A 22,999-nucleotide genomic window follows, 5' to 3' on the forward strand; every position below is an offset into this window, starting at 1 on the left:
CTAATCAACAGTCATTTGCATCTTTCGACTTTACAAAGCAGCAATAAAAAGCCAAAATGACAGCGCTATCATTTTGGTTTTGTCGTTACTTTCGCTATGACTCTCCAACGATAGCAACGAGGCAAGACCTCGAGCACTTATAAGAATTATTGCGGCGACTAACTCGCCCCCAAATCTTGGCCAATGGAACCTACTACGATGTCAGTTACTAGCACCCACAGCTCAGCCCCACTCGCGGCCGAAGATACGCTCATGTACCAAGAGGCCGCCTCCGCCGCCGCCGTCGTACAGCGTCAGCTCGCCGCAAACCAAACCGCGATTGTTGCCGCCGTCGAGCGACTTAAGGCCCTAGCCCCACGCGCTATCGTTACCTGTGCCCGCGGTAGCTCTGACCACGCGGCGACCTACGCCAAATACGTATTCGAGTCCCAGCTGGGTATACTAACCTCCTCGGCTTCACCCTCGATCAGCTCCGTCTACGGTTCTAAGCAGAACTTAGATGGGGTGCTATATATCGCCTTTTCCCAGTCCGGCGCCAGCCCCGACCTGTTACACAATGTCGATCAGGCACGCGCTAACGGCGCCACCATCCTCGCCATGGTCAACGTCGCTGACTCACCGCTTGCTGAGCGAGCCGACATTTTAATTCCGCTGCACGCCGGCCCAGAGCTCAGTGTCGCCGCGACTAAGAGCTATATCGCCACACTCAGCGCCATCATGCACCTCGCCTCAGTCTGGTCTGATAACACCGAGCTACAAGAGCACTTACACGACCTGCCCGCACAGCTCAGCAAGGCCTGGCAGCTCGACTGGACACCCGCCCTCGCGACGCTGCAAGATGCCACCAACATGTTCGTCATCAGCCGTGGTTTTGGCTATGGCATTGCTCAAGAGGCCGCCCTAAAGTTCAAGGAGACCTGTGGCCTACACGCCGAATCTTTCAGCTCTGCCGAGGTCAAACATGGCCCGATGGCCATCGTTAATGAAGGCTTCCCGATTCTGATGATGTCCCAGGAAGACGAAACCCAGTCAGGCATGCACGACCTGGTCGAAGACTTCCTCGCCCGTGGCAGCAAATTACACATCGCCGCACGTGGCGAGCCAGCCCCTTGGCGCCTACCCGTTGTCGGTGACTACCACCCCGCTATCGAGCCCATCTTACTGGTGCAAAGTTTCTACAAGCTGGTCAACGCATTGTCCGTTGCCCGCGGCTATAACCCAGATACCCCACCACACCTCAACAAGGTGACGGAGACGATGTAATGAAACAGGCCTTTATCAACGGCGCCATCTTCACCGGCGACGAGGTACTGCATGGCTACACGCTCTACTGTGAGGGCGAGCGTATCAGCGCCCTCACCAGCGGTGATCCTGCTTCTGAATACGACGGTGAGATCATCGACCTAGACGGTAAGCGCCTCGTGCCCGGCTTCATCGACCTTCAGGTCAACGGTGGTGGTGGCGTGTTATTCAATGACGACACCAGCGCCGCAGGCATCGAAGCGATCGTCAAGGCGCATCAGCCCTACGGTACCGTGGCAATGCTACCGACGCTGATCAGTGACAGCCATGATAAAATCGCCGCGGCAGTACAGGCTACCGACGATGCGATCGAGCAATCGGTTGCCGGCGTACTCGGTGTCCATCTGGAGGGCCCTTTCCTCAACCCCTGTCGCAAAGGGGTGCATAACCCTGATTATTTCTCAGCGTTAGAACACGACTTTGTCCCCATGCTGAGCGCCCTGCGTCATGGCCGGACGCTGGTGACAATGGCACCTGAACAGTCCGAGCTTGCCGTTATCCGACAGCTTACTGAACGTGGTGTGCTGGTCTTCGCCGGTCATACCGGCGCCGACTATCAACAGACCAAGGCCGCCCTCGAGCAAGGCCTCTGTGGTTTTACCCACCTGTTTAACGCCATGACACCGATGCAAAGCCGTGAGCCCGGCGTCGTCGGTGCCGCCTTAGAAGACAAACACAGCTGGTGTGGCCTGATCGTCGATGGCTATCACGTCAGCAATGCCACGCTCAAAGTCGCTATTGCCGCCAAACAGAACGGCAAAATGGTGCTGGTTACTGATGCAATGCCCAGTGTGGGCGCCGAGAGCAAGAGCTTCACGCTCAATGGCGAGCTGATCACCGCCAGCGAAGGGCGCTGCGCCACCGCAGCAGATACGCTCGCAGGCTCGGACTTAGATATGATCAGCGCTGTACGCAACTGTGTGCAATGGCTCGATCTTGACTGGCAGGAGGCTATTCGCATGGCCAGCCGCTATCCAGCGGAATGCCTAGGCGTACAAAATGACTACGGCTCGATCCGTGCCGGCTTCAAAGCCTCTTTTCTCTGTGTCGACGAACAACTGAACATCTCAGGGGTATGGGTCGAGGGCAGCCGCGTCAGCTAAAACCTTTGCTGCGCGGACATGATCGGCTATCATTCGGCCAACAACGGTCTCAGCACCGTACATGTCCGCCTCTACCTAGGATCAAGCCATGCTCGTCATCCAACATTTCGGTATGGAATTCCCCCGCCTCGCCAGCCACCTCAGTACCGAACTACTGCTCGACATCGCTGAGGCGATTGACTGCCAAGATTTTGCCTACATCCATTTTGAAAATAAAAAGAAAAAAAAGTACTACCATAACAAGGCATCGCTAATTCGTGCCGTGCGCCACAGTTACCACGAACACAAACGCTGTCGAAACATCATCTTAGAGCAGCTACTAAACAACAAAGAACTTATTAAACAATCAATTAGGCGTGGAAAGAAGTAATTCAGCAGACTGCATTCCTGCCCTACATCATTCTTCTCCAGCGGTGAATAGACTAAAATTGCTTCTCAGGCATCCCCCTTTTACCGCGCGAGAACTCTGCTATGACACGCCCCACCACGCTGCAATCCAGCATCGGTCAAGTTACCCTAGACAGCTACGTCATGAACGCCTCTGGACCACGCTGCAGCAGCGCCGAAGAGCTGCACCTGATTGGCCGTAGCAATGCTGCCGCCATCGTCACCAAGTCCTGTACCATACTCCCCCGCGAAGGCAACGCCGAACCACGCTATCGCGACCTCGAGCTCGGTGCCATTCAATCAATGGGCCTACCGAACCTCGGCTATAACGCTTATCTCGATCTCGTTCCAGAACTGCTCGAGCATAACAAGCCCGTCGTTGTTAGCATCTCCGGCCTCAGCCTCGCCGATAACGAGACCATGGTAAAAGCCTTCGATGGCAGTGACGCCAGCCTCTTAGAGGTCAACTTTTCCTGCCCCAATATCGCTGGCAAGCCACAGACGGCCTACGACTTCGAGCAAGTTGAAAACTCGCTAACCCGCCTCTGCTCACTGACCGACAAGCCACTGGGTATTAAGCTGGCCCCCTATTTCGATATGTCGCACTTTGACTCAATGGCCGAGATCCTCAATCGCTTCCCCATTGCCTTCATCAGCACCATCAACTCTATCGGCAATACCCTCATCATCGACCCGCAGACCGAGCGTGCGGTGATTAAGCCTAAGGGCGGCTTCGGCGGGCTCTGTGGCCAATACGTCAAACCGATTGGTCTAGCTAACGTACACGCCTTCAGACAGCGTCTACGCGACGATATCGATATTGTTGGGGTTGGTGGTATCTACAACGGTACCGACGCCTTCGAATACGCCCTCGCCGGCGCCAGCGCCGTACAGGTCGCCACCAGCTTCCAGCAACAGGGTGAAGGCTGTTTTCAGCGTATCAACGATGAGCTCGCAGCGCTATTAGAGGCTAAAGGTTATGCGTCAATAAAAGAGGTGATCGGTCAGCTCAAGGCCTTTTAAAAGCCTCGACCGCCCTCCTTTCAATCCAGCACTCCGCGAGGCTAACACTCACCAGCCTCGCTTTGCTGCATCTCCTCCCCTCTTTCATCGGCATAAAAAAGACGGCCTCAGCCGCCTTTTCCTGCTAATACGCACGAGCCTAAATCTTAATAAAAATACCGCGTCGATAGAGCCATCTCGCCAATACGCCAAATAAGGCAATATGCGCCATGGCAAATAGCAGCGAAGCGAGATAAGGGTCTGCTATCATTGCATTAAAACAAGCGTATAAGTAATCATAAAACGGCTGACCCGCAATGGAGAACTTATAATACGTCACTGTCCAGGCCCAGGAAATCACATACAACGCCATCGGATTGGCGCCAAACCACAGCAGCGGTCGCCCCCAGCGCTGTAGGCCGAGCACATCCACCAGTAAAACGAATACAGCCAACACGGCAATCGCCCATGCACCGCTGATTAACACATACGATGGTGTCCACAGGTTCTTATTGATTGGTACCGAGCTCGCCACCACATAGCCCATCACCAACATCACCAGTGCCGATGCTAACAAGACCATTACTGCGCGCAGGCGGTCGCTGGAAACACTCAAATAGTACGTTGTTTTATAGCCAATAATTATCGTCGCGATCACCGGCAAAGTACTCAGCAAGCCCTCCGGATCAAAGGCTACACCGTCTTTCTGCCACATATGTGCCGCCCCCAAGATATAGCGATCTAACTCAGCAACAACATTGCCCGATAAACTATAGGGGTCGTCAGAGCCTAGCAACATTAACGAATAAGCCAGCAGAATAATAATCGACATTAACGCTGCCCGACGGTGATCCAGACAGATAATTAAACTTCCTGCCAGCACGTAGGCTAAACCTATACGCTGTAAGACCCCCATAATACGTAACGAGGAAAAATCAAATCCACTCGCATAAAAGTGCAACGCTAGACCGATGGCAAAAATCTTTGCACCACGGGACCACAGCTTCTTCAACCTCAGCACCTTACTGCCAGTGTCACGCGACATCGACAGGCACATCGCCGAACCAACAATAAAAAGGAAAAATGGAAAGATCAAATCAGTAGGGGTATAACCATGCCAAGAAGCATGTGACAGTGGTGCGTAAACGTAATCCCACGAACCCGGTGTATTCACCAAGATCATCGCTATCACAGTCAAACCACGCATAATATCGATCGAAAGATAACGCATAAAAAACCATTTATTATTTCAATACAAAATTTACAACAACAAATTGACCAACTTTAAAAAAACCATATGGCCAATATCAACCAAGGCCTACTATACGCAGGCCTTGTGCTTTAAGAAGATCGTTAGTCCTGCAATCTGTCCCACCAGAACTTTTTCAACGACAGGGAACATAGCCCAAATACCAAGACACTGATCGCCAAACTATCGTAACTCCTAATCACCAAGAACATGGGGATCACCACCAGCGTCATTTGCCAGGTGATGCCCACGGCAATATTAAACATGTCTCGCCCGAAGTCATTATTCTTCACGAAGCTAGGGTCATCTGCCATCACCTTATCGTGTATGGGGCCCCAGAAGCCCCAAGGGCGCGTCTGCTTATAGAAGTTCTTCAACACCTGCTCATCATCGGCCGGCGTCAGTAGGCAGCCCGCTAGCGAACCTACAATTGAGAAGGCGAATAAAATCGGGAACTGCTCTATCGCCAGTAGGTTAAGGTCTAACAGTGTCATGATCTCTGGCAGAATCGCCACACCCAACATCCCAGAGAGCATGCCAAAGAAGAAGCCGTAAGCATTAAAGCGCCACCAAAGCCACTTCAACACATTCGAAGCCACATAGCTGCCGTACAATAAGCCGACAATCCAGTCGGTGCGCCCCTGGATGTTGCCACCCAGCAAGCCAAAGCTAACACCGACAATCACTAACGCCGCGGTGACGATATAACTCATACGCACATAACGCTTATCTGGTGCGGCATCGTTAATATACTTGCGATAGATATCGTTGACGATATAAGCCGAGCCGGCGTTGATGAAGGCGGCAAAGGTCGACATAAACGCGGCCAGCAGGCCAGCCAACAGCAAGCCCTTAAAGCCCGGACCAACGTATTCACTAATCGCAAATGGCAGCACTCGCTCGAAGTCGATCTTCCCGTTGCCCTGCACCAACTCCGCCGGATCCATATAGACCAGAGCCAAAACGGTAATACCGGCGATCATGAAGTAGCGCGGGAAAGACAACACCATCGGTGTCAAACCGAACATCTTAGCCGCTTCACTCGGTGACTTAGTACCGAGGATTCTCTGCATATCATAACTCGGCACCGGGCCAGCCAAGCTGGCGAAGACGCCTTTGAACAGCATTAGCATGAAGAGGAAACCAAACATCTCATAGCCGTCGTCCTGAATACGCTCGGCAGCGGCCGGCAGTTTGTCAGACCAATCGATACCAATTTCCCAGCCAAACCAAAGACTGTCCCAGCCGAGTGGCACCGCCGCCTGAATCTGTTCGGCAGAGGTCGAAAAGAAAGCGATGAAACCTACAATCAAACAGGCAACCGTCATAATAAGGAACTGAATCACCTCTGTACCGACGACACTATAGAAGCCGCCCTTTAAGGTATATAACGTGGTCAGGGCAATAATAATCAGCGCATAGCTGTCCTCACTGGCCAAGGTGTGACCGGCGATGGTCACCGCCAAATCCCAGGGGAGGAACTCTGTCGCAAACTTGCCTATTCCCTCTACAAAGTAAGCCATAAAAGCAATAACGATAACGACGGCGAAAACCACCGTGACAATATGCGAAACCTTACCGCCAAGACTCTCACCAAAACGGAAGGTGATCCACTCTGCCCCCGTCATCACATTGGAGCGTCGCATCCATATTGCCAAAAAAACCATCATGAAAATTTGGTTCCAGACTGGCCATAGCCAGGGGATCCAGGCACTCTTAATGCCATAGACAAAAAGCCAAGCAACTGCAATCATCGTACCTGACACATCAAACATTCCCGATGCGTTAGATAAGCCTAGGTAGTACCAGGGAATATCGTTGCCGGCGAGGAAATAACTCTGCATATTTCTCGTTGCTAGCTTGGATAGCCAGAGCCCCACGCCAACAGTAAGCAGGATAAAGACCGCGATAATCACTATATCTATTGTTGCAAGCTTCATAATTTGACCACTTGTTATTTTTTGATGCCCGTACCAGATAGCAAATATTTAATATCGACCAACCAGTATTAAACCAAGGTGTTTCTAGTTATTAATGCAACACCAGCTCATCGATATGAACAGTCATTGCGATCTCTCGCTTCTCTTCAGCACTATAATCACGGTTATTGTTTTCGGCGACAACACGTACATAGCGTGCCGTTAACAACGGCCATTTTAAAGTTAACGATCTGTCAGCTAACAGAATCGCCTCATTCGTCGCTGCAGCGACTTGTTGCCAATCCTTTTCATTATTAGATATATAAACGGTTATCGCCGTCGGGCGGTAAAGACGGCGATGCAAGCCGGTATCAAAACCAATACGTAAACTTTGCACAGTCGTTGGCTCTTGTAGATCGATAGACGCATCCATCCCCCGCTCATCGAAGCCCCCCCACTCGTGATATTGAAAGATTCGATCGGTCGCTAGCATACCGCTCACCAGCAGCTGCCCACCAAGCGGATTGCCGGTGACCTCTGGCGTATTCAAGTAACGTACGGGCTTTGCCAGTGCCTTATGCGGCTCCACCGAGACGACCTCATGACCAAAGCGCTCACCGCTATCACGATTGATTCCGACCGCATAGTAGGTCTCCGCTTTGGTAGCCAAGATAGGCTGGCTATAAAGCTTCTCCGGCGTGTGATCGGTCCATACATAAATATCGATGTTAGGGCTATCGACAGAAAAACTCACGACAATACGCCCCTCGCTATCAACCGTCGTCATCGCTAACGGTTTAAAGCGCGCTGGTGACACCTGATAACCCTGCTGTTCTAGCTGCGAGAGAAAGGCGGGTAGGCGACGGCTAAAGTCATCCCAGTCTTTGTTTTCATCGCGGGACCACAGCGCCTCGGCTAGCGCTGTCATTCGTGGCAAGATCGCCGTCTCGACGCTCGCCTCTGTTGGCAAATATTCCGTCCACACATTACCCTGACCGCCCTTAATAAACTTAGCCTCGGTAGGACTTAGCACCTCTGGGGTCAACTCAAACTGATACACCTTACTCAGCGGTGTCAGGCCGTGAATCCGCTGCGGCGAATCCAACGAGGTCGATTGATAAAAATCGAAATACACATGACTCACCGGCGTCATCACCACATCATGCCCGGCCTTGGCGGCAGTAATCCCCCCCTCCATACCGCGCCAAGACATGATGGTGGTGGAGTTAGCCACATCACCTTCTAACACTTCATCCCAGCCGATGAGCTTCTTACCATATTTCGCCGCGGTCTCACCGATACGCGAGACAAAATAACCCTGAATTTTACGTAGACTGGTTAAACCCTCACGCTTCATCAATGCCTGACAGGCATCACAGTCGCGCCAGTGATCTGTCTTCACCTCATCGCCACCGATATGCAGGTAGGGGCCGGGAAACAGAGACGACACCTGCTCTACAATATCGTCGATCAGCGTAAACGTCTCTTCCGTCGGGCACAGCACATCGACGAAAATGCCGAAACGCGTCTGCGCCTTATACGATTTTTTCAGGCAGCCATATTGTGGATAAGCCTCCAGCAACGCAGAGACATGACCAGGCACATCGATTTCAGGAACGATCAATATATTTTTATCTTGCGCGTAAGCGACAACGTCGCGAATCTGTTGCTGTGTGTAATAACCACCATGACGCTTACCATCGTAGACTGGGTTTTTATTCGAGGTATGACCTACCACAGTCTCATCGCGATATGCCGCCACACTGGTCAGCAAGGGGTAACCTTCTATTTCAATACGCCAGCCCTGATCATCGGTAAGGTGCCAATGAAAGACATTCATCTTGTGCATCGCCATCAGATCGATGAAGCGCTTGACGAAGTCGACGCCGTAGAAGTGTCGACTCACATCCAACATCATGCCTCGCCACGGGTAACGCGGCGCATCGTGCAAGGTTAAATACGGCAGACTAAGCTGTTGCTTCTCTGCCTGCACGGCAAGCTGGCGCAGGCTCTGGTAAGCGTAATAAAAGCCCGCCCCCGAGGAAGCCCTGACGGTTACTCCATATTCGTCAACGAGCACGCTATAAGCTTCGGCGGCCAACTGCTGATCAAGCGCCAGCAGCACACGGTTCGCATTAACAGGGTCATGCTGACTCTGTCGTAACAGCAGGCTTTGCTCGACCAGCAACCAGCTGCGGACCTCCTGTGGCAGGGTAGCCAACACGTCAGTGTTGGCTACAAGCGCCGTATCTTTATTAAAAACAAAAAAACCGTCGCCGAGAGTTATGCTCTCGGGCGACGGTATCAGATTATTTTTACTGTTTATATTCGCCATCGTATTATTCACCGCTACCATCAGGACTATAAAAAGAAAAAGGTATTTAAAACTTAATATTTGTCCCCTAGCTGTAACGATGCTACCTCTGTTAGTCGAGTTCATTGTATGGTGAGCTTACGCTAAGCACTCATATTATGATAATTGCTTTCGCCATGTCGCCGAAGAGTTTTTAGCAAAATAAATGCCGCCAAACTCCGGTTGAGCAACAGGATCGACCACCTTCTCTTGCACCTCTGGCGATAGTAGTGGGCGGATTTTTTCCGCCACTCCGCCAATCAGCGCAAGTTTAGGTGGATTTTTATCCAGCAAACATTTCGCCAACGCATCAATATAAGCAACTCCGTCCTCAATAATGCGGCAGGCAACAGGGTCTCCGGCCTCCGCCGCCTGAAAGACACTGGGCGCAAGACGTGCATAAATCGACGACGGCTTAGCTGCTACCCACTCGATTAGCGAGACGATATTACCGTTGAGCTGATAAAACTCATCAACCAGATCAGTCAGTAAAGTCGAGGGGCCTAAGTGGTCGTGGGCCAGCAGTACCGCCTTAATCGCCTGTAAGCCGATCCATGCACCACTGCCCTTATCGCCATAGGGAAAGCCGTGGCCTCCAAGCATCGATTGCTCTCCAGCAACACTGACAAAACCACAGGAGCCGGTACCGACAATGATCACCGCACCATCCTCACCACTATGTGCACCGAGACAGGCGATATGCAGGTCAGTCGTTAGGAACATTTTACAAAAAGGGTGTGCCCAGTCATTCATCTGTTCATAGTAGGAAGGCACATTGACACCGGCGAGGCCAACGCCTGCAACTAGGTCAGCGATGCGTTCTGGCGCCAGATTCGCGTCATCTAACGCCTTTAAAGTCGCATCTTTAATCGAATAAACCGTTTGATCAAAGCCATGCACTGGGTTGGCGGGACCTGAGATACCCTCGCCAAGCAACAGGTTGTCAGCACTGACTATTCTTGCGCGACATTTACTGCCGCCACCATCGATACCTAGGTACAGTGTTTTATTATTATCAACAGGCCTTGTAGGCATTACTTAGTCCTCACTCGGTACACGCTAGCCAAATAGGCTACGGAGTTTTCACAGTTAAGACATTATAGGGTTTAATTAGGCAAATGACAACGCTGTCATTGATTATTTTTGAGGCTAGAAAAAGGAGGGAGGTAAAGAAAAAAGGCGGAACGTACCACACGCGATAGACAGTGCCAAAATTGGATCGCTGTCCGCCAAAGGGTGTTAGAGAATAAATCCACCCAACCCAGGGAGGGTTAGGGAGAGAAAAACATAACCGAGATAATAAGGGCCTCGACACACGGTATCGTGGTGAGGCCTCAATCCATCAGGTTATTACTGTACTAACTACTAGAAGGTGTAGTTCACACCCAACAACCAGCGTGCACCGTTATCATATTCCGAAGACTTGCGGTCTTTATCGATGTGGTACATATCGAGAGATTCTTCAAGAATATTTACCCCCTCTAACGTCACGCTCAACCCCTCGACACCAGGAATATAGATCGACGCACTCATATCAACCTGACCATAGTCGTTGATATACTCCTCAGAGCCAAAATCACTCAAACCGGCGTAGTACTCGGTACGGTAGTTATACATTAAGCGAGCACTAAACCAATCGTTCTCGTAGTAACCCGTCAGGTTAGCCATGTGATCTGAGCTACCAGCAACCAAACCAGAACCTGGATTATTTACTGCATCACGGTCATCTTTACTTTTTGCATCAGTATAAGTGTAGTTAGCAATCACACCAAAATCACCGAAGGCCTGTTGATAACTAACCTCCAGACCGGCAATTGAAGAACCATCACCGTTTTCAAAAGAAGTGAATGGTATCATAATCGTGGAGTTACTGGCCGGATCGATGACTTCGTAATCCTTGACTGTATTAACAATAGTGCCGTCGATATCCTTATAAAATAGCGCCGCAGAGACCAGCGATTGATCAGCAAAATACCACTCCCATGAAGCATCTATCTGGTTCGCGTATTCTGGGTCCAACTTAGCATTACCGACAGAGCCATCGAACGCAGTATTCTGCCAGTGCGTATTAGCTAAGCGAGAATAATCGGGACGCGCCATTGTACGAGCGATAGAGCCACGAAGAACCTGATCGTCAGTTAAGTCATATGCAACGTTCAAGTTAGGCAGTATCGAGGTGTAACTATGATTTTCAGTTTCTTCACGTAGATTCGAATCAACAGGGTTCGCACCTACAGCACCGACCCACAAATCATAGCCGCCCTGCTGTTGAACAATTGCCCCAAAGGCATCGCCCTCATACTGATAGCCTGTCGACTCAGACTCTGTTTGGACGACACGCACACCGACATTACCGCTTAAGCGATCAATCTCAAAGTCGCCGCTGAAGTAGGCCGCATAAATACGCTCCTTCACGTCCCAAGTCTGTGATGGATCCATCACAGTGATTGTCGGATAGGCATAGGCAGCAGCCGGGTAAATATCGGGATTCATCGCATCCGGATCAACGACAGGGAACGGGGCGTTGTTACCATCAGCCAAATAATCCCGCATCTGCTGCGACTTCATCTGCCCCGGCCACGACAACCAAGTAGGGAAGCCGTTTGCTTCAACATCGTAGTTATCATTCATTACGCCCCACTTACCAGCATTTCCACCCTCGTGTTGGCCATCCGCCAGAAGATGGAAACGAGTCGAGGTGCCCTCTTGACTCTTCTGGTGGTCACGCGCCATCACACCGGTTTTAAAGCCTGTAAACACGCCAACTTCTGCCGGGATATCAAAATCAACCATGGCATAGTTTTCACTATCTTCCATGGTGCGACTCCCCTCCTGAATCCAACCAACACTTCGGCCCAACAAATCGTCTGTTGTTTCAACAGCACCATCATTAGTACGCACTACATTTAAATCTTCATCGAAGCTCGCAGAGCCAGCTCGTGTATCAAAGTTATAATGACGGTCATTACTGGTACCACCATCAGCGTTAGTATGGCCTACATTAACAGCCATATTGAAGGTATCGAACTCTTGATCAAACTCGAGGTTAATCGACTCTGTGTTAGAATTTGACTGTCGATCAATAACATAGTACTCAGAGTAAGCATTTAAAGCCGTGCCTGCAACGACACCGCCTCCAGAAAAGGTTGCCGAACCATCAATCACACCTTTCTCAAGAGCCTCATTGTCAGCCGTTTTTGGATCATCATCAGCGCCTGTATTCTTTGTATCCAAGAACCAACTATAATTACTTATATTGGTGTTATTAGCACCGAGGCTTGAATTCAAGTAGTTCAATGTGATTTCAGAGCGGTCACTTGGACGCGCTTGCGCAGTGAACATGTAAGTCTCACGCTCACGCTGTTGCTCAAAGTAAGCGTCACCCATGGCGCGTGGCGCCCAAACATCTTGACCATCGATTTCCTGTTGGCTAAAACCGTAAACTTCTTTACCACTACGAACTAGGTTACGCTCTTGATAGGTGTATGAGCCCATCAAACCAAAGGTTTCGTCGTCATTCTTCCAGGAGTACATACCGCTGAACTGAGGGTCTGTCTCTTCCGACTCAGTTGAGTACTGCCCCTGAGCATTAATGTTACCCGAGTTTGCTTCCATCTCTAAAGGTTTGCGAGTACGGATGTACGTGGTACCGCCGATAGAGCCTTCTTGAATTTGCGCCTGCGGTGTCTTGTAAACCTCTAGCGAAGAGACAATAGCAGAAGGGAGTAGAGAGTAGTTAAACGCACGCGATGGCGTATCAAGTACAAACCAGTCGGCAGAAGCGACGGCATGGCCGTTTAACAAAGTACGATTCTGGTTAGGCGAGGTACCACGCACGGCGATTTTCTCACCTTCACCAAAGCCTCGAGTGATCGACACACCGGTAATACGTGCAAGGGAGTCAGCCACGTTCTTATCAGGAAACTTACCTAAGTCTTCCGCGTTAATCGCATCAACGATTGATGTTGCATTTCGCTTAGTCTCGAGCGACTCCTGCAAACTTCCACGAATACCCGTAACGACGACCTCTTCCAGCGTACCCGCATCGGCTGTTTCTGCATCAGCCTGAGCCATCACCCCATTAGTCATTGACATCAGAGCGCACATCGCTACCGACTTTGACAACAATCCATGACGATTCACTACACGAACCATATTTCTGATCTTATTAGACACGACAAGCCCCTTGTTGGTCTGATGTTGTTATTGTGAGCGGTACCACTTACCACTTTTGCAACCGAGGTTGTCCTTTAAAATGACACCGCTGTCATCAAAATTTAACAAAAGTTTGACAACGCTGTCAATTGTGTAGGAAAAAATACTTACTACCAGATGGTAATTGAGGGGATTTCACGTATAAACAAATGAGCTAGAAATATTCGCAAGGCCTTGCTTTTTAACGGGAGAATTCGCTTTTTAACAATAAAAAAAAGAGGCTCAAGGCCTCTCTCTTTTACTTTTATTGCAATGTCGCATTAATTCAATTCTTGGCGTAATGTAATTAAACGTTCATCCTTTTGTTGCCAAATTTCATTCAACCAAGACTGAAATTCGACCCGAAACGCCTTGTCTTCACTGTAGTCACCGGCACAGATATAAGCGGGAATCGGCTTGTGCTGAATATCGATGATGACGCGGTCGATACGGCCGCACAACATATCGATGAAGCTCGGTACTTCACCGTCTCGATAGGCAATAGAGACATCCAAGATTGACTCAAACTGCCCGCCCATCGCCGCCAAAACAAAGGCAATACCACCCGATTTTGGCTTTAACAGCGTACGATATGGCGACTGAGTTTTTTGGTGCTTATCCGCACGAAAACGCGTGCCCTCGACAAAGTTCATCACCGATACCGGCTGCGTTTTAAACTTCTCGCAGGCCTTGCGTGTCAGCTCCAAATCCTTACCTTTAAGGTGGGGGTTCTGCTTGAGGAACTCTTTCCCATAGCGACGCACAAACGGATAGTCCAGCGCCCACCACGCCAAGCCGAGTAACGGCACCCAGATCAGCTCCTTTTTTAGGAAAAACTTAAAGAAAGGCGCCCGCCCAGTAAACGTCTGTAACAGCGCAGGGATATCCACCCAGCTCTGATGATTCGCCAAGACTAAATAGGAGTGCTTTTTGTCTAAGTCGCCGAGCCCACGTACATCCCAAACCGTGTTGGTGGTGGTGGCAAAGATAAGCTTGTTGATCGTCGCCCAAGTCTCTGCAATCCAGGTTAACGAGAGGCTGCAAGCATGCTGTATAGGGCCGATACGCAGCAACACCTTCACCAATGCGATGAACATCAGCGGTATCACAAAGATCACGGTATTAAAAAAAAGTAGTAGAAAACTCGCTACACCAGTCACAAATGCTTTCATCTGACAACTCAACAAATTCTCCGGCCTTCGACAGCCGTGGTAAGTAGGTTAACTGCCTTATAATAACACAGCAGAATTCTCTAAATACAACAGAGCCGGGACTTGCCCGGCTCTGTATCAAGTGCAGTAGATTAACAACACCTATATCCGCGGCGACTAGCCCACCACACGTGTCAGCCTGTTACGGTCGGTGTGGTCGTATTCCTTGTTATAGATATCGAGCATCGTCGACTCAGAATAGACCATCTTATCGCCCTCAACACTCACCGTGTGGCAGAAAGATAAGGTCTTTGCATTCTTCTCCATAAACGGCTGCTGCACGATGCCGAAGGTCGTTTCACCGGCTGTCGCCTTCACCTCGAGTACGATCTCTTTGCTGGTATCAAACTCAGTGACCGAACCACCGGCCAACAGCGCTACGCCACGTGGAATTGACAACGACTGCATGACGGTGCCCGTTGCAGCATCCCACATCCAGTAACCCGTCTCGTTGTGAAAAACCTCGTCATTGCTCTTACGACTGACCACCTGGTGATAACGCAATACCGCCAGATTCTGAGTCTCAGCATTATCGACATCGCCGATAGCCTCATAGATGATTGTCTCGTAATAGAGATTCTTCTCTTCGCCATCGGGCTCGGGAGCCTTATCTACGCCCTTGTCACCCTTCCAGGTACCCACTAGCGCCGCGAGAGGACCGTAATCTATGCCATCGATAACGTTTACATCACTCATAATCTTTTCCCTATATTCTCAGTTTTAGCAGTCAACAACTGTCGCGGCACACTCTAACCTGTAAGCCCGCTTTTCTTTACTGCGCCATATCAATTAATTACCGTGAGAGGCGCTTTTTCCCTCTTGTATGGCACCACGATAGTCCGCATAAGCAGCGACAAGCCGTGCCAGCAGACAACATACCGCCATCGCCACTACCACATGCGTCACACCTCCCTCGTATTGTCGGCCAACCGTGACCCCGATGGGGATAGAGATAAACATACTCAGCGCACCGACAATGCCTGCGCCAATGCCCGCGACATGCCCTAGCGGTTGCATCGCCAAGCTATTAACGTTGCCAAAAAGTAAGCCAATACCAAAAAAGGCCACTAATAAATATAGCATCGTCAAGCTCAGCGGCGGCACACCGGAAAAATAGTAACAGACAGGCAAAAATAGCAGAGACCACACCCCCACCCCCGTCATGGCACTGCCTGAAAGCTGCCGCATACCGTAGCGCATCACCAGCCTCGAGTTGACCAGCGATGAGAAGCCAATAGACAGCGCCACGGTGGCAAAATACACCGGGAACATCTCGGCGAGACCATAAGTGTCCTGAAAGATCTGCTGTGATGTCGTTAGATAACCGAGAAAAGCCCCGGTAAAAATCCCTGTCGCAATGGTATAGCCTAAGGCCACTGGTTCCGACACCACTATGACCGTGTTGCGCCAAATAACGGCCAACGATAAAGCGTGACGATTTTCGACCGCTAAGGTCTCATGCTGACGCACTGCAAACCAAATTAAAGTCATCAAACCAAAGGCGATAAAAACCAAAAAAATTAGCCGCCAACTGCCCGTAAACAGAATCAGTTGGCCGAGCGTGGGCGCCACCACCGGCATCAAAATAAACACCGTCATCACTAACGACATGACCTTCGCCATCATGACCCCTTCATATTGATCACGAATAATCGTCGTGGCCAATACTCTCGGCGCGGCAACACCAAACCCTTGTAAACAGCGCCCCAATAACATCACCGTCATATCTTGGGCCATGTAGGAGATAAGACAGCCGATAATAAAGAGTACAAAGCCGAGATAGACCACCGGTTTTCGCCCCCAGCTGTCCGCGAGAGGACCATATATCAGCGTGCCGAAGGCAAGGCCGAGGAACAACGCCGAGACAATAAACTGCGTATCATTGGCATGGGCCGCGGATAAATCACGGCCAATCTGCGGCAGCGCTGGCAACATGCTATCAATGGATAGCGCCACCACCGCAATCATCAGCGCCATTAAAATTACTGTCTCAACAAAACCCATACGTTGCTGTGTCATTACTACTGTCTTTATCTAACTAACATACATTTCAGCCATAAATGGCACTGCGAAGAATCTCGCTCGCTCTGCCCTTTACTGCACTTTTCTATCCGCGATTGACGACCAGCCGCTGACTATTTACTACTTTCCACGGGCGCTTCTTCCACCTTTTTGGCGGCCTGTGTCTCTACCGCTCCAGACACCGTCTCAACCTCATCCGCCGACTGAGCGGACTCTGCAGGCTTTGCCTCCTGGTGATGAATAGTGACGGGGCTCGGTTTACTTACCTGCTCTTCTGGTGCCTGAATCCCGACGTGGTAAGCAGCAAAGCCAGGCTGCACCACCTGATTGAGCGCAATGCCTAGCACTCGCCCGTGATGTTTCGATAAAATTTCCGAACGCACATTGGTAATCGGGTCGGTGATCACTCCCAATAGCTGCCCCTCTTTCACTCTCGCGCCTAGCTTAACGCGACTGAATAAAATACCACCCTGCTCTGCCCGCTCCCATACCGAATTATAATAAACGGGCTCAGGATCCCCCCAAAGACTGAACTGTTTCAACATATCCAACTGATTTAATAACGTCCTAATCGCCTTGACCCCATGACTCACCGAACTCTCATCCAGTAACATCGGCCCACCCGCCTCGAGTGTCACCGTCGGGATGCCCACAGCGACGGCTTCGTGGCGCAAGGTGCCTGAAGACCCCTCACCGTGGAGAACGACCGTCGAACCAAAGCCTTTGGTCAGCTTAACCACCTGCGGCTTAGTTAGGTCGGCGCGTAGCTGCGGCAGGTTGGTCCGGTAAAATGAGCCGGTATGCAGGTCCACCACAGCATCACAATGGGCAATTACTTCATGAAAGAAAGAATAGGCAATTCGAGCTGCCGAGCTGCCGGAAGGATCGCCAGGGAAGTAACGATTGAGGTCTCTACGATCCGTCAGGTAACGCGTTCCGCGATGAAAGCCCTGCAAGTTAACGATGGGGACACCGATCACCGCCCCCCTTAACTCATCCGCATCAAGGCTGTACATCACACGCCGTACCATCTCAATACCGTTTAACTCGTCGCCATGAATGGCTGCAGTCAAACAGAGTGTCGGACCATTATGGGCACCATTGACCACCAGCACGGGTGTCGGGCTATAGAGTCCTGCAAAGCCCTGACTTGGCGACCACATCAAGCGCGTCGAGGTCGCAGGCGGTACCTCGGCTCCGAGCAACACTAAAGGATTCGCTAACTCAGATGCAGCTGTCGCAACCTCCTTAGCTGCCGGTGCGCCCTCATGCCCCGCGTCATCGCCGCGACCTTGCTGGTTTTCTGCCTCGGCATTAACCGCCTTAACCTTCATCGCACCGAGCTGACTCTCCACATGAGGACGAGCCTTCACTGAGCTGTCACCCTTTTGTATAGCCGGCTCAACCTCGGTTAGGGGTTTGCCCAGGTCAATACTCTCAGCCCTCTGTAAAACGGCATGCTGCTCAGCAGCTGTCAACGTTACCGGTGCAGCAGCATCCTCACCATTAGCTGTCGTCGATACCACTACTGCCTGCTCGTCATCAAGGGGTTCTGCCGCCTGCGCGTTAAGTAATGGCAAAAGGGCGCAGGACAACAAAGCCGGCATGCAATATGACTTTAGTGGTATTTTCATCAAGATAAGTCCTAGCAAAAACAAACAATCAATAAAAAGCGGTTAGAATATCCAGCTTACAGGCGGAGAGTATAACGTTATTCGCCTAACCAAACAGTGATTTCAATATGTTAGCAATGATCTAAAGGGATTTATCAACAATGTTTAATGGATTTGGCCAGGCAACTCAGCAGAATAAGGCGAAAAATAATACCGCTGCGATAATGACACTGCTATTACTCAGCGGCTGTAAAGGCAGTATCGAGTGCAACACGACTAGCGCCCCTGCCTTAAATGGCAACGCGGGATGCCTCAGCGTGCAAGACGGAAAGATTCTGTTGGTTAAGCAGCGTAGTGGGAAATACTCGATTCCGGGTGGCACTCAATCAGGTGACGAGAGTGCACAGTGCACAGCAATGCGGGAAACCGCAGAGGAAACCGGTCTCACTCTCGCAGTGGGGGAGCTGCTCACTCAGTTCGACAATGGTTTTTACCTGTTCCAATGCACCGCTACTGACGACACCGCTCCCTTCGCCAACGACCTCCTCGAAGTCTCTAAGGTTATGTGGCTCGATATAGACGAAGTACCCAGTGAAAAGTGGCGCTATCAAGCTCAATGGCCGATTATCGAAACGTTAGCGCGTAAGCTAGACCGCCCTTAACTTAGCGCGCCCCAAGAGAAAGAGTTAGGCACAGAACTCTTCTTTCACGCGTAGCGCATCTGCCGTCAATGTTAGCCCGCGTATTTGCGCATGATGATAAAGCGCCTCACCACCGGCGCCATAACACACTTCTCCAGCAGCCAATAATCGACGACACAGCGCTGCGGTGTGCCGATCTTGGTCAGAGCTATAAGGCGCTAAGCTATAGAGTGACAATGGCCCTCCCCAATATTTAAACAAATACTCTAGACACTCACGCCAAGGTAACTCTCTCACGCGCGCCGCTGCTAAGTCCTTCCAGTCAACCTCCGACGGCACCACAGGCGCCATATCGTATGCGGCTCGCACCTCCTCCCGACGACTATGGCACTGGTAGATATGACGCACCACCTCATCGACGCTCATGCCGCGCCCGCCGAGAAACATATTTTTCGCGTACCATCGAAACATCGAAAAACGCTTACTCGCTAATGCCGCCAGCAATCCCTGACGCTCACCATACTCGTCAACATCAAGACTCATGGCCTGATGGATATAGTCTGCACAATCAATATCACCTCGCTCCATCATCGCAAACAGATGAGCGTGGCGCAGACGCGCTCCCTGGATCACAAAATCCCCTAACAGATTGCGCTTTTGTTCACCGCTAAGTAAAGCAAACAAGCTCAAAGCAACCTTAATACGAAGAATCTCAAACTCACTGTAAGCAACACCGTGCTCATCCGTTGAAAAGTCATAATACCAGTGCCGCGCACTGGTTTGTTCTGGAAGCTTCTCCGCTAACAGCAAGTAATCTAGTAGTGGAAAGAGCAGACACCCCTCCTCGGTAACCTCCTGGTAATGCCCTTTTAAGGCCTCAGTATAGTCCGCTAGTGGTGCCGTTTTTCCACACCGCACGGCACGCTCAATAACTAATATAGCCCTAGGAACGATAATCCTGCGCACAATAACACTGTCATTTTCCATAATATTCACCTTCGATATGCGGCCATGCCATCTGAGCAACCTGCTTAACCTTCCCCTGATAAGCGTTTGTTGTTCGAGTGCGACGTATTATGCCAATCAGTCAACCAAACAACCTCCCCTCAAATGAGGGGGGGAGTACTGGGCGAAGCGCCCACAGGGTTGATGCAGATCATTAAAAATGGATTCGCACACATTTCACTCTAACCATGGGATAATGCGCCCTCCACTCGTATGCAAACGTTAGCTTTCAACGCATTAAAGAGATCGCCTGTGCAAATACTTTGTTTGAGCCTCTATGGCCGCCCCCTAACACTAGAAGCCTCTATGGCTGGCTGGCAACAACTCAGCTGGGGTAGCGACATTGTCAGTCAATTACATACTGATACCGCCAGCAACAACAAGGGCCAATGCGAACATAGCTTTATCCTGCAGAACAGCAGCACGAACATCACCTGCAAGCTGATTATCGATTATCAGTGGCGACCGATGTGCTTCAACTATCGACTGCTAGTAGATGAGCAAGAGGTCGACAACGGCAGCATAGAACAGAGCGCACTTGAGCAAGTACCCAGCCAGCCCCGTCCCGCCGAAAAAACGAAACCGAGCTTCATCGGCCTCATCTCGCTAGCCTTCAAACTATTAAAAAGTGCCAAGGTGATTAAAGTCGTGCTCGCCGGGGCCAGCCTAGCGGCATACTCCTGGCTGTTTTCTATTCAATTTGCACTCGCGCTTATTGCCTGCTTAGTTTTTCACGAGTACGGGCATGTACGAGCCATGAAGCATTTTGGTATGCGCACCAAGGGTATCTACCTTATTCCCTTCATCGGCGGCCTTGCTGTTAGTGACGAGAAAATAAGCAGCCGCTGGCAAGATGTCGCTATCTCGTTAATGGGGCCGGTTTTCGGTCTAATTATGTCTATTGCCTGCCTACTGCTTTACTGGCTAACAGATAATTTATTCTTTGCTGGGCTATCCACCTTTAGTGCTCTGCTCAACCTCTTCAACCTGCTGCCTATCCTACCGTTAGATGGGGGGCATGTATTAAAAAGCATCAGTTTTTCTCTACATAGCTATACCGGCTTAACGGTCTGTATTATTACCGCTCTTGCCGGGGTTTTACTGAGTCATCAGCTAGGGCTTCATTTACTGACCTTCTTACTCATCATCGGTAGCCTCGAAATTCTGCTAGAGTGGAAAAATCGTTATCACAGCCACCTTATCCCCCTCGACCGTTATGGGCAGTTATTCTCAGCATCGTGGTATTTTCTCACCGTCGCAGGCTTGGTCGGAATTATCTATTACTTTGCCGGTAGCGGTGATGCCATCCTAGGCCTACCGTTACAGGTTTTACAGAGTTAAGGGTAGGTCAAAAACACCAGCGCTATAGTTATAGTCCGCTATTTACCTAGGCCTCAATTAAGCACTACACTATTGATTAATCTATAAAGATACCCGACACAATGCAGCACGCGCCTCCAGAACTGTTTCGAGCCCCCAGCCATGCGACCAAAAAGCGTCACGTACGCCATAGCCGTAGGCGCGCTCTGCTATTTTTACAATCTATTCTGTTATACAGCATCACTATCGCCGCTTTCATACCATCGGTTATCCTCTATTTTGAAGGAGATGCTGACTGGCAAGGCTTCTTATACTCCTCGGCGATCACAGGCTTCATTGCCACAACGTGTTACATCGCTAGTCGTGGCGACCACCACCCACTGCAGCCGAAGCAGATGTTTCTAGCGACAACACTAAGCTGGCTAAACATTAGCTTCTTCGCCTGTCTACCCATGGTGCTTGGCAGTAGCCATATGAGCTTCACCGATGCGGTGTTTGAGTCAATCTCCGGCATCACTACCACGGGCGCCTCTATTGTCTCAGACATTGACGGGCTCTCCATGGGGATCAAACTGTGGCGTGGCATTCTGCAATGGATCGGCGGAGTCGGCATCATCGTGATGGCCATCGCTATTCTGCCGTTCCTGCAGATCGGAGGCATGCGTATGTTCAAGACTGAATCGTCTGATACCTCTGACAAAGTACTGCCCCGCGCAGGCAGTGTCGCCATCGCCACGTCCATCGTCTATGTGATTTTAACGGCTGCCTGTATATTCTGCTACTGGATCGCCGGCATGCTGCCCTTTGACGCTTTAGTACACGCCATGACGACGGTCTCCACCGGTGGTTTTGCCAACTATGGCACCTCCTTTGCCATATACGATCAAACCCCTTGGATTCTCTGGCTGAGCTCAGCCTTCATGATCATCTCAGCGCTGCCCTTCGTCCTCTATATCCGCTTCTATCACGGTGATCGCACCTCGCTATTCAACGACATGCAGGTGAGATCTTTCGTCAGCTTCATCGCCATTATTACCCTCATCCTAACGACTCAACTCTGGATGACGACTGACCGTAGTTACTTCAGCAGCCTTACCCACACCCTGTTCAACCTCGTCTCCGTGATTACTACCAGCGGCTACGCCAGTGAGGATTACACACAGTGGGGGTATTTCGCCCTTATAATCTTCTTTTACATTACTTTTATCGGTGGCTGCTCAGGTTCAACCGCTGGCGGTATAAAGGTTTTTCGTTTTCAGTTGGCCCGTATCATCATCAAAAACCAGCTGCGAGAACTCGGCCATACTAGCGCCGTCGTACCCTATCGATATAATGGCAAGACGCTCGACGACAGTTCTATACGCTCGACTATCGCCTTCTGTGCACTCTTCTTTGCCACTATTGCTGTTCTCGCCACACTGCTCGCCCTGGTCGGCCTAGACCCCATCACTGCCTTAACCGGAGCTGCCACCGCCGTTGCCAACGTCGGCCCCGGCCTCGGTGACGTCATCGGCCCTGCAGGCAGCTTTGCCAGCCTACCCGATGTTGCCAAATGGTTGCTCTGTATCGGTATGTTACTGGGTCGCTTAGAGATTATTACTGTACTCATCCTATTCACCCCCTACTACTGGCGGCAATAAGCTTAATCGCTAACATTAAAAAACCCAGCAACTATGGC

General features: G+C 50.6%; 17 protein-coding genes. 7 read left to right on the forward strand and 10 right to left on the reverse strand.

The features are described from left to right. Positions 1–198: 198 nt before the first annotated feature. The 4 genes from EDC56_RS09155 to EDC56_RS09170 all read left to right on the forward strand — a co-directional run bounded on the left by EDC56_RS09155 (position 199) and on the right by EDC56_RS09170 (position 3,815). Positions 199–1,263 (forward strand): SIS domain-containing protein, encoded by a 1,065-nt coding sequence (locus EDC56_RS09155; protein WP_211333629.1) that lies wholly within the window; start codon positions 199–201, stop codon positions 1,261–1,263. Next, on the forward strand, positions 1,263–2,405 hold the full coding sequence (gene nagA / locus EDC56_RS09160) for an N-acetylglucosamine-6-phosphate deacetylase (RefSeq protein ID WP_123712218.1): 1,143 nt from the start codon (positions 1,263–1,265) through the stop codon (positions 2,403–2,405). Before EDC56_RS09155 ends, nagA begins: the two co-directional genes overlap by 1 nt. A gap of 88 nt (positions 2,406–2,493) precedes the next feature. Then, the gene (locus EDC56_RS09165) at positions 2,494–2,775 is read left to right on the forward strand and encodes a hypothetical protein (RefSeq protein WP_123712219.1); all 282 of its coding nucleotides are present in this window, start codon (positions 2,494–2,496) and stop codon (positions 2,773–2,775) included. A gap of 101 nt (positions 2,776–2,876) precedes the next feature. Then, the gene (locus tag EDC56_RS09170; protein ID WP_123712220.1) at positions 2,877–3,815 is read left to right on the forward strand and encodes a dihydroorotate oxidase; all 939 of its coding nucleotides are present in this window, start codon (positions 2,877–2,879) and stop codon (positions 3,813–3,815) included. 139 nt (positions 3,816–3,954) lie between these two features. On the opposite strand, the gene EDC56_RS09175 is transcribed toward EDC56_RS09170, so the two are convergent. The 9 genes from EDC56_RS09175 to EDC56_RS09215 form a co-directional block, all read right to left on the reverse strand. Beyond that, positions 3,955–5,025, reverse strand: coding sequence for an acyltransferase family protein (locus EDC56_RS09175; protein WP_123712221.1), 1,071 nt, complete (start codon positions 5,023–5,025; stop codon positions 3,955–3,957). A 122-nt stretch (positions 5,026–5,147) separates the two neighbouring features. After that, the gene (locus EDC56_RS09180; protein WP_123712222.1) at positions 5,148–6,983 is read right to left on the reverse strand and encodes a sodium:solute symporter family protein; all 1,836 of its coding nucleotides are present in this window, start codon (positions 6,981–6,983) and stop codon (positions 5,148–5,150) included. A gap of 91 nt (positions 6,984–7,074) precedes the next feature. Continuing rightward, positions 7,075–9,297, reverse strand: a complete 2,223-nt coding sequence (locus EDC56_RS09185; protein WP_162844135.1) for a glycoside hydrolase family 20 protein — start codon at positions 9,295–9,297, stop codon at positions 7,075–7,077. A gap of 135 nt (positions 9,298–9,432) precedes the next feature. Then, positions 9,433–10,350 (reverse strand): N-acetylglucosamine kinase, encoded by a 918-nt coding sequence (nagK, locus tag EDC56_RS09190; RefSeq protein WP_123712224.1) that lies wholly within the window; start codon positions 10,348–10,350, stop codon positions 9,433–9,435. 330 nt (positions 10,351–10,680) lie between these two features. After that, positions 10,681–13,491 (reverse strand): TonB-dependent receptor, encoded by a 2,811-nt coding sequence (locus EDC56_RS09195; protein ID WP_148059365.1) that lies wholly within the window; start codon positions 13,489–13,491, stop codon positions 10,681–10,683. A 299-nt stretch (positions 13,492–13,790) separates the two neighbouring features. Further along, entirely contained in the window at positions 13,791–14,681 is an 891-nt protein-coding gene (locus EDC56_RS09200; RefSeq protein WP_123712226.1) for an acyltransferase, read from the reverse strand. Positions 14,682–14,837: 156 nt separating this feature from the next. Beyond that, the gene (locus tag EDC56_RS09205; RefSeq protein ID WP_123712227.1) at positions 14,838–15,416 is read right to left on the reverse strand and encodes a heme-binding beta-barrel domain-containing protein; all 579 of its coding nucleotides are present in this window, start codon (positions 15,414–15,416) and stop codon (positions 14,838–14,840) included. 93 nt (positions 15,417–15,509) lie between these two features. Then, positions 15,510–16,739, reverse strand: a complete 1,230-nt coding sequence (locus EDC56_RS09210; RefSeq protein ID WP_211333630.1) for a multidrug effflux MFS transporter — start codon at positions 16,737–16,739, stop codon at positions 15,510–15,512. Positions 16,740–16,855: 116 nt separating this feature from the next. Beyond that, a complete protein-coding gene (locus tag EDC56_RS09215) occupies positions 16,856–18,376 on the reverse strand; it encodes a succinylglutamate desuccinylase/aspartoacylase family protein (protein ID WP_245980674.1) in 1,521 nt (506 codons plus the stop codon). 140 nt (positions 18,377–18,516) lie between these two features. Here EDC56_RS09215 and EDC56_RS09220 point away from each other — a divergent pair, with 140 nt between their 5' ends. Then, positions 18,517–19,017 carry an NUDIX hydrolase gene (locus EDC56_RS09220; RefSeq protein ID WP_123712229.1) on the forward strand — a complete coding sequence of 167 codons (501 nt, stop codon included), beginning with the start codon at positions 18,517–18,519 and terminating at the stop codon, positions 19,015–19,017. 24 nt (positions 19,018–19,041) lie between these two features. Here the strand turns inward: EDC56_RS09220 and EDC56_RS09225 are convergent, their stop codons facing one another. Beyond that, positions 19,042–19,983 carry a hypothetical protein gene (locus EDC56_RS09225; protein WP_123712230.1) on the reverse strand — a complete coding sequence of 314 codons (942 nt, stop codon included), beginning with the start codon at positions 19,981–19,983 and terminating at the stop codon, positions 19,042–19,044. 270 nt (positions 19,984–20,253) lie between these two features. On the opposite strand from EDC56_RS09225, the gene EDC56_RS09230 reads away from it, so the two are divergent. Both EDC56_RS09230 and EDC56_RS09235 read left to right on the forward strand, forming a co-directional pair. Next, complete coding sequence (locus tag EDC56_RS09230; protein WP_123712868.1) at positions 20,254–21,342, forward strand: metalloprotease; 1,089 nt, start codon at positions 20,254–20,256, stop codon at positions 21,340–21,342. A 101-nt stretch (positions 21,343–21,443) separates the two neighbouring features. Next, entirely contained in the window at positions 21,444–22,961 is a 1,518-nt protein-coding gene (locus tag EDC56_RS09235) for a TrkH family potassium uptake protein (protein WP_123712231.1), read from the forward strand. Positions 22,962–22,999 lie beyond the last annotated feature (38 nt).

Origin of the sequence: Sinobacterium caligoides (assembly GCF_003752585.1) — a bacterium.
Classification (GTDB): Bacteria; Pseudomonadota; Gammaproteobacteria; order Pseudomonadales; family Sinobacteriaceae; genus Sinobacterium; species Sinobacterium caligoides.